This is a genomic window from Roseovarius sp. SCSIO 43702 (assembly GCF_019599045.1).
Lineage (GTDB): Bacteria > Pseudomonadota > Alphaproteobacteria > Rhodobacterales > Rhodobacteraceae > Roseovarius.
In genome coordinates, this window is record NZ_CP080623.1 from 3,571,009 (window position 1) to 3,582,864 (window position 11,856).

Genomic DNA, 11,856 nt, shown 5'->3' on the forward strand with positions numbered 1-11,856 from the left:
CCGCCTGCTTCGTCGTCAAGATGTCGGGACACGGCTCACCGGCGTCCGCCCGGCCCGCGCCAGCCCCATGTCCGCGAGTATGGCGTAGAAGGCAGGAAGGACGATCAGCACGAGGATCGTGGCCGAGAAGAGGCCGAAGACCACCGAGATCACCAGCGGCTTCAACGTCTGCGCCTGTGTGCTGGTTTCCAGCAGCAGCGGGACCAATCCCATCACGGTGGTCGAGACCGACATCAGGATCGGGCGGAACCGGGCGCGGCTGGCTTCACCTGCGGCGCGGGCCACATCCATTCCTTCGGTGATGCGGAGCTTGATGACCTGCACCAGAAGGATGGCGTTGTTGACCACGATTCCCGCCAGCGAGGCTGCGCCGATAAGCGACGGCATCGAGATGTTGTAACCCATGATCAGATGTCCGGCCACGACGCCGATGAAGGCCAGCGGAATCGACAGCATCACGATCACCGGCTCCACATAGCTGCGGAACTGGAAAGAAAGCACGACGTAGATCCCGATCAGCCCGATCAGGAAGCCGCGCAGGATCGAGGCAACGGTTTCGGCGGAATTGGCGCTCTGCCCGCCGATCTCGAAACTCAGACCGGGCATGTCGGAGATCAGTCGCGGCAGGAAGCCGTTCGCCAGTTCCGCCACTATGGCGTCGGCGTTGCCGATGCGGGTATCCACGTCGGCCTGCACCGTCACGGTGCGTTGCCCGTCGACATGATTGATCGCAGACCATCCCCGTGCCGCATCGATATGCACCACGGTCGAGAGCGGCACCGCCTGCCCGTCAGGCAGCGTGATGGTGAAGTCGCGCAGGTCGTCCCGCGAGTTACGATCGTCCTCTGCCTGCTCCAGTTGCAACTCGTAAGAGATGTCGCCCTGCTGGACAGTGGTGATCACCCTCCCCAGGAAGGCAGCGCCGACCTGATCGGCCACGTCGCGCGCGCTCAATCCCAGCCCGGCAGCACCCTCGGCCATGCGGAGGCGCAGCTCGGGCTTCCCGGGACGCAGGTCGTGTATCGCGTTGAACACGCCGGCATAGCTCCGCGTCTCGGCCAGCAGCAGGTCGGCGGCCTCCGCGAGCCGATCGAGGTCCGGCCCGGACAACCGGATCTCGATGGCGATCCCCTGTGGTCCAAGTCCCGGCTCGGTCAACAGGATCGCGATGGCGCCGGGCACATCGCCGATCTCCGCGCGCCAAAGTGTCACGATCTGGTCCAGGGTGACGGTCCGCCTTTCAGCGCTCAGGAGGTCGGCGGCGATGGTGGCGACATGCGGACCGGATTCGCCCGCCGTGGCATTGTGGTTGAACCGCGTCTGCACCGATCGCACCAGTACCGCGCTATCAGGTTGGTCGGGCGTGAGTGCGGCGTTGACCCTATCAAGGGCCGCGCTCACCCGCTCTGCCACCTCCTCGGTACGGGCCAGCGGCGCGCCTTGCGGCATGAGGATACGCGCCTCGATCACGTCGCCGTCGATAGCCGGGATCGCCTCGCGCTTGAGATGCCCCCCCGCCAGCAGGGCGGCGGTTCCGATCATCGCGGCGATGGTCAGCCCGGTCACGAGGTAGCGCCAGCGGATCGCGAGATCCGCCAGCCCGCCGATCCGTCGTTCGCGGAATCGCTCGAACCGCGCATCGAACGCCGCGCGGAACCGCGAGGACGGCTTATCGGCTCCTTTCAGCCCGTGGCCCAAGTGATGCGGCAGCACCCAGAACGCCTCAGCCAGGCTTGCCGCAAGGGCCGCGATCAGTACCAGTGGCACCACTTCGAGGATGGCCCCCAGCTCCCCGGCGAGAAAGGCCAGCGGGCCGAATACCGCGATGGTGGTCGCGAAGGAGGACAGCACCCCCGGCATCACCGACAACGTGCCCGTCACCGCCGCCTCCGCGCGTGAGGCCCCGCGTGCGGCCGCCTCGGAGATGGCGTCGGAGATTACAATGGAATCGTCCATCACGATCCCAATCGCCATCAGCAGCGCCACAAGCGTCATCATGTTCAGTGACAGGCCCAGCAACGCCATCGCGGCGAAGGCGCCCATGAAGGCCACCGGCAGGCCCATCGCCGCCCAGATCGCGAAGCCGGGGCGAAAGAAGACACTCATTATCGCGACGACCAGTATCAGGCCCAGCACGCCGTTCTCGACAAGCATCGTCAGCCGGTCGCGCACGATGCTGGTCATGTCCTTGACAACCTCCAACCGGAGTGTGTCCGGCAGAACGTCGCGCTCGGCCGCCACCAGGTCACCGACGCTGTTGAAGACCTTCAGCGCATCGGCACCCAGTGCCTTGTTCACCTGAAGGAAAGCCGCGCGCTGTCCATCCAGCAATGCGCGTTCCTCTTCGGGGTTATAACGTTCTGTAATCGTCGCGATCTGGCCAAGGGTCAGTTCGGCGCCGTTCGGCCGCGACGTCACCACGAGTGCATCGAGCTCGGCGGCGCTGCGCCTCTCATCCGTGAAACGCAGACTTATCTCGCGATCAGGGGTTTCAAGCGTGCCAAGAGGGCGGTCGATACTTTGTGCGCCGATGGTCTCGGCCAACCCGGCGACTGTCAGACCATGCTGCTCCATCACGGCGCGGGGAACGGTGATACGGAACTGCCGCTCACCGAAACCCGAAAGCGTCACTTTCGCCACCCCGGAAAGGGCAGACAGCTTGTCCTGAAGCTCCGTCGCGTAGCGCTCCAGGTGAGCGGGCGGCAAGTCGCCCGCGATGGCGACCGAGGTGACGTTGTCGGTGCGGTGAAGCTCGCGCACGATGGCGGGATCGGCCTGGTCGGGGAAATCGTCGATCGCCGTCACCTCGGTACGGACGTCATTGACGAAGCGCTCGGCATCGGCGCCTGCCTCCATCGTGGCGACGGCCCGCGCGATGCCGCCCTGCGCGGTGCAAGTCAGTTCGTTCAGGTTCTCGACGCTTTCGACCGCATCCCAGATGCGGCGGCAGATGGCATCCTCGACCTCCTCGGCAGTGGCACCGCGATAGACAACGCTGATCTGCGCCTCGGTGGGGCGGAAATCGGGGAAGGTTTCGCGCTTCAGCGTCGGCGCGGCCATCAGACCAGCCGCGAAGATGAGCACGAGCAGAAGGTTGGCCGCGGTGGGATGCAAGGCGAACCAGCGGATCATTCCGATCGCTCCGCCGATTTCACGAGCATGCCGGGGATCGCCGGCATCAGGTCGTCGAGGATCACTTCCTCGCCCGGCGCGATGCCGTCCGTCAGCATTGCCATCCCGCCCTGCCTCCAGTCGACCGTGACCGCGCGCTGTTCCAGCCTCCCCGCGTCATTCCGCAAGTAAACGATATCGCCCTCGTGAACCGCGCTGGCCGGCACGGTCACCCGATCATCGCCCGCCGGTCCCGTCAGGATCACCTCGACATACATGTTCGGCACTAGCGGCAGGCGCAGCGGCGGGTTCGCCCCGGCATAGGGATCGTCGACCGCGATAATCGCCGGCACCGATCGTGCCTGAGGGTCAAGTGCGCTTTCCACCCGCACCAACCGGCCGGTCCAGACCTGCGAAGGGTCCGAGACCAGCCGCACCTCGGCAGAAACGTTCGCGAAGCGCTCGGGCATCCTTGCGGGGGTCATTGGATCACCGTCGGCGGCTCCGCGCAGCAGGCGCCGGAAGGACTGGACCGGCATCTGCGCGGTGATCTCGGCGCGACCGATATCATCGGCCGACACCAGCGGCTGCCCGGTCGCCACGTATTGGTGGCGCTCGACATGTACCTTTCCGACCCTGAGATCGAAGGGCGCCACGATCTCGGTCTTGGCAAGGTCGCGCCGTGCACGGGCCAGCTTCGCCTCCGTGCGCGCCATCTGCGCATCCACCCGGGCGCGGCGCGACGGGATCAGCGCACGCGCGTTGCGCAATTCTTCCACGCTCCGGCGCACCTGCAGGGTTGTGCGCTCCTGCGCGTCGAGCGCCGATTGCGTCGCCACGCCACGCCCGGCGAGGTCGCGAATGCGCGCGAGTTCGGCGCTGGCCAGCGCCAACCGTTCTTCCTCGAGCGCGAGCAGTCCGGCGGTATTCGCCTCGTCGACAGCGAGTTGCGCGGCGTCTGCGTGCAATGCGGCCCGATCGGCTTCTGCCTCGGCAACGGCCAGTTCATAGGCGGTCGGGTCGATCCGCAGAACCGTGGTTCCTCCGGGAATGACATTGCCGGTCTCCAGATCAGGATGCCGCCAGGTGACGGTTCCAGCGACCTCGGCCACCGCTTCCCAGTTGCGGGCCGCCTTCACGTTCCCATATCCACGCGCCACGGTTTTCACCTGCCTCGCCTCCGCCGTAAGGATACGGGCGACGACGCTGCGTTCGGTCTGTTCGATCCGTTCGGGGGCCTCCGCCGCCAGCATCAGCCAAACGGCGATACCGACGCCCAACGCGATCGGCGGAAGGATCCACAATGAACGTCGAATCTTCATCATCCGTCTCCTTCGGCCTGCTGCCCGAGCGGACGTCACGGGAAGCAGCGAGCGCGATGTCGTGGCGGATGACGCCGAGCCCACATTAGATAGTATCCACTTACTATTTCAAGTCTCCCGATGCAATGGTATTCGCCCGGACGACGAGACCGGGCTCGGTGTTCGCACCGTCCGCTGCGAACCGGCGTCCGGATGCGCGATCCACTCGAGGCCGCTATCGGCGATGGTAGATAGATCCCAGCGAAGACGCTCGAGGGACGCACCTCTGGACGCCTTTGACATCAGGCTATCGGATGATAGCGACCAATACACGACACGCTTTCAGACCGAGGGGAACCACCCCCGGATACTCCCACGCGGCCCGCGCGGACGTGAGCCAGAAATGCGAAAACCTCCGCGGCAAAGCCTGCGGAGGTTTTCGCAAATAATATGGTTGGTTGCGGGGGTAGGATTTGAACCTACGACCTTCAGGTTATGAGCCGATAATACAACGATTACAATAACTTATGTACTTCAATGACTTACGCGCCAAGCCTTTGATTGCGCGCATTTTCCACTCCGACGACATCCGACATTGACCGGTTTTGACCGTCATCGACCGCGCCAAAACGACGTATGCGGGTTGAGGTGGCGTTGAGGTGGCCAATCCTTTATCCCACTGGATATGATCACGAACGGCCTTAACCTGCCGTTCGTGCCTCGCACAGCCGACGTCTGGAGGCAGCCCTTTAGCTGGTGGTCAATCTAAGCGCAGGACGCGCCAGATGGCAACAAAACAGCGGAAGGAAGTGCTTAGTGTAGCCTATGAACTCCTCCGTCCGCAGCTGCGAATCGCAAGGCGCACGGCATCAGCTATCACCAGCGCGAAGCTAATTGTTGTGCGAAGCGCAGCAGGTAATCGGAGGTTGTATTTCACTCCGTGTTCGCATCATGGTCAACAATGCTGAAGAACATCGACACACAGCGGGCGAAGTTCACACCGATCAAAATGACGATCCAAGACCAAGCAAAAACAACCACTTGGACAATACTCCACAAGGCAAAGTTTTTGGGCTCAACAATCGTCAGAATGAACGTCACGCCGATTGCCATAAGGGTCCACAATATGGTGAACTTCAGCAGACCGAGCATCTGCTTGAAAGTGATCGTGTTCTTGATTGCCTCTAAAAACTTGTTGCTCTTAGTCGCGATGAAAACGAAGAACGTAGCTAGGAATCCTGCGAACAGTGACAGAAGGCCGAAGACACCTGAGTATATCGAGGATACGTTGAACTCGTCACCCTGCGAAGCGGCTTGGATCAACAGCGCAGCAACCATTGCCAACCCTAAAGCCTTTGCAACTGGGGCACTGGACAGGAAGGTGTTAGTCTTCCTCGATATCGTGGCTGTTAACTGCATTACGCTCCATAAAGCCTCCGCAGGATCGGGAGGTGATCGTTAAAGCTCTGAGCAAGGAATGCACGGCGTGTTGCGTAATTCCTGTCGACGTTATGGCTGTCAAGATCAAGAACGTCGACCACCTTCATCTGCTCAGAGAAGATATCGATTGCGTCGGGTTCTTCGTTAATCTTGACCTGCAACTTCTCGACATGGTCACGATTTCCCGTAGCCCACCGGATGGTCCGAGCAATCGCATTCTGGCTCAGGATGCCGTCTCGGTTTCCTCGGGGCCAACTCGCCGTCACTTCAATATTTGGTCCCTCAAAGTGGTTTTGCAACCTTGCTAGATTCTCCTCTAAACCGAGGTCTTCGCCCTCAACTACCTCCATCTCAGCTGGGCGAGCGACTCTGAATGTAACACGTCTGGGGGTGCCGTTGCGCAGTTTTTCAAGCGCGGCCTGAGACAGGACCGGTGACAAGAAGAACCCTCGGTGAGGGTTCAGGCGCGCCTTGACCAAGGCATCCATCCGAATGGGCGTCACAGCCTCGCGTCTGCTCTCCAGCAGAAGCACATTTAACTGAGCGTGATATCGAAAGGCACAGCGATGCCCCAGTGGACGGACGTTCCCTTCGAGCGGTTGCCCCTGCTCTGCGAAAGGCGGGATGTTGTCTGTCTGCTGGCGCACAAACTCCCCGTCAATGAACCCGTCGCCGACTACAGCCGGATCGTTGGCAAAATTCTCAATTCTGACCCGGACATCGCCGTAGATCGTCTCATAGGCTGTGCGGTTGGCGTGGGCCCATAATTGATGCAGGCAATCAAATAACGTGGCGTCTTCTTTTCCAACATTTTCGACTTGATAAAATCGCGCTTTAATCTTCGCGTCCATTCGACACCCCAGTAGTTTATGCTAATGATGACAGCATCTGCTTTTTAGGGTCAACCACCAAGTAGGACAGCCGTGCGGCGGCGCTCGCAGAGACTGTTCTCAGCTCTGCGCATGGCACCCTCGGTTTACGGACCTCATCACCTTCTGAACCGAGTGCAACCTTTTCGTGATCTGATCGCCCGGCGCGGACGGTTCTTGGCGTCACACTGATGAGCCGATTCCCGTGCGTGCTGCCGTTTGTGAAGGGTGTAGCGAAGGTCCGTGGTCGGCCCATCGAACCCTCGAGTCATCTCCGGGTGGCGCGCCGCGGTCACATGACCGCCACCCTGCGCCACCCCGCCACCCTCCTCGCCATGCTTCGCTTGATCGCGGCACGAATTTACGCGTCATGGAGTGACGAAGGAAGGGTGAGTTGCATGGTCAACCGATTGCGTCTGAATGAAAAGTCAGTCCGTGACGCCGAACCGGCGCAGGGACGGGACTACCAGATTTTCGACACAGATGTTCGCGGGTTCGCCGTCTGCATCTACCGCTCGGGGAACCGGGCGTTCACCATCGATTACCGCCATGCCGGGCGGCAGCGTCGGATGACCATCGGCCGTTGGCCCGAATGGTCGACCACAGCTGCGCGCGAGAGGGCGAAGGAACTGCGCCGCGAGATCGACGCCGGGGCCGACCCGCTGGGCCAGAAGGAAACCGGGCGCGATGCGCCGCGCGTGAAGGATATGATCGAGCGCTATACCGAGGTGCACCTGCCGCACCTATCACCGACCAACGCCTCGGACCAGAAATCAATGCTGGCCAAGCTGGTGGCACCGGATTGGGGCAACCGGCTGGTGACGGAAATCACGCCCTACGATGTCGAAAAACTGCTGAACAAGGTCGCGGCCGGTCGGCCCCGGCCCTCGAAAGCCAAGCCGAACAACCGGGCGCGAAAGCTGCAGGGGGCCAAGCCGACCCCGGTGCGCGCCAACCGGACCGGCGAAGTGCTGCGCAAGATGTTCACCTATGCCGTGAGCTGGGGGTGGCGCGAGGACAATCCGGCGTCCGGCTTCCGCCGCCGGATCGAAAATCCACGCGAACGTTTCCTGTCACACGAAGAAATCCGCAAGCTGGCCGAGGCGCTGGAGACGGCTGAGGATCGCCGGTCGGCCGACATCATCCGGCTCTGCATGCTGACCGGCGCGCGGGTTGGTGAGGTCCGCCAGGCGCGGTTCGAGCATTTCAACCTCGAGCATCTGAGCTGGTCGAAGCCCGCCAGCATGACCAAGCAGCGCAAGATTCACCGCCTGCCGATCTCGGACGAGGCGGCGGCGATCGTGCGCCAGCGCCAGCTGCTGGTACCGCGCGGCTGCGCCTTGCTGTTTCCGGGCGATGTGCCGGGCCAGCCCGTGAAGGAAATTCGCCGCTTCTGGGCGAACATCCAGAAGCAGGTCGGGATCCCCGACGTCCGGATCCATGACCTGCGCCATACCTTTGCCTCCCTGCTGGTCAGCGGCGGCGCATCGCTGGAAATGATTGGCAAGCTTCTGGGTCACAGCCAGATGCAGACAACACAGCGCTACGCCCATCTGATGGACTCGCCGCTGCGCGCGGGCGTCGATGCGGTCGCCAGCGCATTCCGGCCCAAGCCGAAACTGGTCCATGATTCCGGCGAGGAGCAGAAGACGGCATGATCTTCCGCGCCTCGGCATTCTGATGATCAGCAGGTCTCGCGCAGCGCTTTCCAGATCGGCGTGAGTCTGCGCCGGATCGTCCGCTCATCCGGCACCTCGCCGCTTTCGGACTTTTCCACGAACCATTCCTGCACCTCCCCGACCCATTCGGCCTGTGTTTCAGGAATGCCGTATTCATGAACGCGGCGGATCAGCGAGATGTACATCCCATCCCAGTCATAGCGGGCGGTCGACCCGATGTGCGATGCCGGGCGGCGGAGCAGATCGCACTCCGTCTCGAAACGGCGAACCTCCTCGGCCATGATCAGCAGGTCTGCCAGCGTGACCTCGATCCGTTCGGCCGGGTCCGCGATCATGATCCAGTCCTCGTGATTCTTCAGCCGCACGCGTCGCAAAAAGCACTTTGTCGGCCCGGTTCCGCAGCGCCGGAACATCTGCAGGATGTCCGTGACCGAGACGACAACGTATCCGGCCACAATCTGCGATCCCGATGTCACCGGCGCGATGGCCGTGACGATATCGAACAGACCGACGGACGCCCAGCCAGCAATGTCGGCGAGCGTGCAGTCCCAGCGGGCTGCGGCTTCGTGCAATGTAAAATAGACGCGCGGTGGCAATGCCATGCCTCACCTCCCTTCTTAACTATTTGGCGTTGACCAACACAGCGCGCTCGTGACGGAAGCGGCCTGAGGCCTGGCAGACAGCGAATGGAAATCAGCCGCGCGCAAAGCCCGCGATGGCAGTGGGCGGGGAAAGACCAGGCTCGGATCAAAAATAACCTCACCCATATTTGCTGGCCCCTTTCGCTGTGATTCTCCAAACGACTCTCCCTATGGATGAACGCCAGAACAAACAGCGAACACAACCGAACTCCTTTCTTGACAGTTGAACTTGCTGATTGATTCGTTCCGATCCAGAGCGCCCCCTCGCAAAACATCAATAGAACAAGGGGTGGCATCGGTGCTGGCAAATGAGCGCCACCCTGCGCCACCCCGCCACCCCTGCCGATCTGTTCTCGCTGTCTGACGACATCCGCCCACGCCGGGCGGCAAACAGGAGGCAGAGATGATTCAATCACAGACTGAACCGGAGACGACCGCCGCAGCCCTGCTGTCGGGCTGGATCAGCCGCAAGGAACTGGCCGATGCGCTGGGCGTGACGGTCGACACCCTCGGGCGATGGGAAGCCCGGCGGGTCGGACCGCCCTGCGTGCGGGCGGGGCGCATGGTGCTCTATCGGCGCCGCGCGGTGGAAGACTGGCTGGCCGCGCAGGAAATGCCGCGGGTCAAGACAGCGGGAGGTCGGCGATGAACGCGCCCACCCCCGTTCGCGGACCCCACGCGCGGGACGCGGCTCGCGCGGACTGGATCGACGAGCGGCGGCGCGAGGCCCGCGCCGTCCTGGCCGACGTGGTCCACCATTCGGACCACCTGGTCCGGCTCGCCTGCAATATGCTCGTTCAGCATGGCGAGACCGAACAGGAATGCGAGGACGCCCGCATTCTGCTGGTGGTCATCGACGCACGGCAGTCAGCCCGATCAGTCCAGCGGCGGGATCAAGATGGGAGGGGCGCGCAATGACGCGGCGCGGCACCCCCGAGGCCGATCTGCAGCGCGCGGTCGTGCAGGCGTTGCGCGTTGCCCTGCCGCGCACGGCCATCATCCATCACTGCGCCAATGAGGTGACCGTAGCTGGCCCCCGCGGCGCGAAACGCCAGGCTATTTTGGTCGGTATGGGCGTGTACGCAGGTTTTGCCGACCTGATGGTGCTCTGCGACGGGCGCGTCCTGTTTCTGGAATTGAAGGCCCCGAAGGGTCGCCTGCGCCCCAACCAGGAGGCGTTTCGCGACGCCGTGCTGGCGCAGGGCTTCGGCTGGGCGCTCGTGCGCTCGCTCGACGACGCGCTGGGCGCGTTGGCCGATCATGGCTTCACCAGCCGTGTCCGCCCAGCGCGGAGGGCGTCGCCATGAGTCACGAGGCCACCAACTGGGCGATCAAGCAGCGCGGACTGAAACCCACCACCAAGATTGTGCTCTGGCATCTCAGCGACCGGTTTAACCCGGATTTCGGCTGCTTTCCATCGCAGGAGCGGCTGGCGAACGATTGCGAGATCAGCCGCTCCACCCTGAACGCGCATCTGGACCTGCTCGAGGCAGCCAGGCTGCTGCGCCGGGTGCCGCGCCTCGATCCGGTCAGTAAAAGACAGATGTCGACACGCTATATCCTGGGCTTTGAGAAAGGCTTTACGCCAGATGATCCCGAGCCATGTCCGGAAACCGGACACGGGGTTTTCGACCTCGATCATGAGCCAGAAACCGGCCCGGAAAACTCAACCCATGCAGCCGGTCAGACCGAGCCGTGTCCGGAAATCGCACATGGCAAAACGCAAAAAGCCGTGTCCGATTTTTGCCCCGACCCGTGTCCGAAAAATGGCCAATCCCGTGTCCGGAATCCGGACACTAACCCTGTAAGAGAACCACTAAGGGAACCACTAAAGGAGGAGGAGGACGCGGCTGCGCGCGAGGCCGATTTTGATCGGTTCTTCGCAGAGCTCTGCGGCGCGCTGGGCTTTGCCGGCAATGCGACCCTACCGAGCTGGTGGCAGGGTTGGCCAGCGCGGTCGCACGTTCGCCGCTGGATCGATGACCTCGGGCTCTCCGAAGATCGGATCATTGAGGTCGCGACCGAGTCCCGCTGCGATCACCCCAATCCGCCTGATGGCCCCAAGGCGCTGGATCGGTTCATGGAACGCGCCGCCCAGCGCGATGTGCAGGCAGCCGCGGAAAATGCAAGCGGCCGGAAAGCCAAACGCAGCCGCAAAACCCACGGCAAGCCACCACCCAGCCCGGATGAACTGGCGGAATTCTACGCCGCCAAGGTCAACTCCGACGAATACCTGCCCAACGGCATGATCAGCACCGCCATGTGCAGTTTGATGCTGGCGCGCGGGCTGGTTACGGCCGAGCGGCTGCGGCTGCGGGGAGTGCGGTGAATGGCATGGTGTCACGTCCCCGGCACGGATTGTCCCTCTGCGCAGGCGGCGGAGGCCTCGATCTGGGCCTCATGCTCGCCGAGCCCGGATATCACACCCGCGCCTTTGTCGAATGGGAGGACTGGCCCCGCGCGGTTCTCATCGCCGCCCAGCGCGCGGGATATTTCGCCCCGGCATCGATCTGGGACGATCTGCGAAGCTTCGACGCCCGGCTCTTCCGCGGTGCCTTCGACACCGTCCTCGCCGGATATCCCTGCCAACCCTTCAGCGCCGCCGGAAATCGCGGAGGGGCCGACGATCCCCGCCACCTCTGGCCCGAGGTCGCCCGCATCATCCGCGAATGTAACCCCGAATGGGTCTTCCTCGAGAACGTCGCCGGGCACGTCACCCTCGGCCTTGAAACCGTGCTGCGAGAGCTTTGGGACATGGACTACACGCCTGCGGCGGGCCTGTTCAGCGCGGCAGAAGTCGGCGCGCCGCACCAGC

Annotated in this window: 10 protein-coding genes and 1 pseudogene; 6 read left to right on the forward strand and 5 right to left on the reverse strand. The window is 63.0% G+C overall.

The window, feature by feature from the left end:
• Positions 1 to 15: 15 nt before the first annotated feature.
• The 4 genes from K1T73_RS17550 to K1T73_RS17565 form a co-directional block, all read right to left on the reverse strand.
• A complete protein-coding gene (locus K1T73_RS17550) occupies positions 16 to 3,132 on the reverse strand; it encodes an efflux RND transporter permease subunit (RefSeq protein WP_220601938.1) in 3,117 nt (1,038 codons plus the stop codon).
• Positions 3,129 to 4,517 carry an efflux RND transporter periplasmic adaptor subunit gene (locus K1T73_RS17555; protein WP_220601939.1) on the reverse strand — a complete coding sequence of 463 codons (1,389 nt, stop codon included), beginning with the start codon at positions 4,515 to 4,517 and terminating at the stop codon, positions 3,129 to 3,131. Before K1T73_RS17555 ends, K1T73_RS17550 begins: the two co-directional genes overlap by 4 nt.
• Positions 4,518 to 5,345: 828 nt before the next feature.
• The gene (locus K1T73_RS17560; protein WP_220601940.1) at positions 5,346 to 5,831 is read right to left on the reverse strand and encodes a hypothetical protein; all 486 of its coding nucleotides are present in this window, start codon (positions 5,829 to 5,831) and stop codon (positions 5,346 to 5,348) included.
• Entirely contained in the window at positions 5,831 to 6,703 is an 873-nt protein-coding gene (locus tag K1T73_RS17565; RefSeq protein WP_220601941.1) for a DUF6731 family protein, read from the reverse strand. Before K1T73_RS17565 ends, K1T73_RS17560 begins: the two co-directional genes overlap by 1 nt.
• A 416-nt stretch (positions 6,704 to 7,119) precedes the next feature.
• Between K1T73_RS17565 and K1T73_RS17570 the strand changes: the two genes are divergently transcribed.
• Positions 7,120 to 8,379, forward strand: coding sequence for a site-specific integrase (locus K1T73_RS17570; RefSeq protein ID WP_220603808.1), 1,260 nt, complete (start codon positions 7,120 to 7,122; stop codon positions 8,377 to 8,379).
• Between the two features lie 26 nt (positions 8,380 to 8,405).
• Here K1T73_RS17570 and K1T73_RS17575 read toward each other — a convergent pair whose 3' ends face one another.
• Positions 8,406 to 9,002: a hypothetical protein gene (locus K1T73_RS17575; RefSeq protein WP_220601942.1), complete on the reverse strand. Its 597-nt coding sequence runs from the start codon at positions 9,000 to 9,002 to the stop codon at positions 8,406 to 8,408.
• A gap of 442 nt (positions 9,003 to 9,444) precedes the next feature.
• Here K1T73_RS17575 and K1T73_RS17580 point away from each other — a divergent pair, with 442 nt between their 5' ends.
• From K1T73_RS17580 to K1T73_RS18095, 5 genes and pseudogenes are all read left to right on the forward strand, one after another.
• Positions 9,445 to 9,690 carry an AlpA family transcriptional regulator gene (locus K1T73_RS17580; RefSeq protein WP_220601943.1) on the forward strand — a complete coding sequence of 82 codons (246 nt, stop codon included), beginning with the start codon at positions 9,445 to 9,447 and terminating at the stop codon, positions 9,688 to 9,690.
• Positions 9,687 to 9,959, forward strand: a complete 273-nt coding sequence (locus K1T73_RS17585; protein ID WP_220601944.1) for a hypothetical protein — start codon at positions 9,687 to 9,689, stop codon at positions 9,957 to 9,959. Before K1T73_RS17580 ends, K1T73_RS17585 begins: the two co-directional genes overlap by 4 nt.
• Positions 9,956 to 10,348 carry a VRR-NUC domain-containing protein gene (locus K1T73_RS17590; RefSeq protein ID WP_220601945.1) on the forward strand — a complete coding sequence of 131 codons (393 nt, stop codon included), beginning with the start codon at positions 9,956 to 9,958 and terminating at the stop codon, positions 10,346 to 10,348. Before K1T73_RS17585 ends, K1T73_RS17590 begins: the two co-directional genes overlap by 4 nt.
• Positions 10,345 to 11,370: a helix-turn-helix domain-containing protein gene (locus K1T73_RS17595; protein WP_220601946.1), complete on the forward strand. Its 1,026-nt coding sequence runs from the start codon at positions 10,345 to 10,347 to the stop codon at positions 11,368 to 11,370. Before K1T73_RS17590 ends, K1T73_RS17595 begins: the two co-directional genes overlap by 4 nt.
• A 71-nt stretch (positions 11,371 to 11,441) precedes the next feature.
• Positions 11,442 to 11,843 (forward strand): annotated as a pseudogene (locus tag K1T73_RS18095) (DNA cytosine methyltransferase); the annotation flags it as partial.
• Positions 11,844 to 11,856: the final 13 nt, after the last annotated feature.

Excerpts from the sequence above, each read along its gene's own strand:
- K1T73_RS17550 (WP_220601938.1), bottom strand. The coding sequence starts at position 3,132 with ATGATCCGCTGGTTCGCCTTGCATCCCACCGCGGCCAACCTTCTGCTC.
- K1T73_RS17560 (WP_220601940.1), bottom strand. The coding sequence starts at position 5,831 with ATGCAGTTAACAGCCACGATATCGAGGAAGACTAACACCTTCCTGTCC.
- K1T73_RS17565 (WP_220601941.1), bottom strand. The coding sequence starts at position 6,703 with ATGGACGCGAAGATTAAAGCGCGATTTTATCAAGTCGAAAATGTTGGA.
- K1T73_RS17570 (WP_220603808.1), top strand. The coding sequence starts at position 7,120 with ATGGTCAACCGATTGCGTCTGAATGAAAAGTCAGTCCGTGACGCCGAA.
- K1T73_RS17575 (WP_220601942.1), bottom strand. The coding sequence starts at position 9,002 with ATGGCATTGCCACCGCGCGTCTATTTTACATTGCACGAAGCCGCAGCC.
- K1T73_RS17580 (WP_220601943.1), top strand. The coding sequence starts at position 9,445 with ATGATTCAATCACAGACTGAACCGGAGACGACCGCCGCAGCCCTGCTG.
- K1T73_RS17585 (WP_220601944.1), top strand. The coding sequence starts at position 9,687 with ATGAACGCGCCCACCCCCGTTCGCGGACCCCACGCGCGGGACGCGGCT.
- K1T73_RS17590 (WP_220601945.1), top strand. The coding sequence starts at position 9,956 with ATGACGCGGCGCGGCACCCCCGAGGCCGATCTGCAGCGCGCGGTCGTG.
- K1T73_RS17595 (WP_220601946.1), top strand. The coding sequence starts at position 10,345 with ATGAGTCACGAGGCCACCAACTGGGCGATCAAGCAGCGCGGACTGAAA.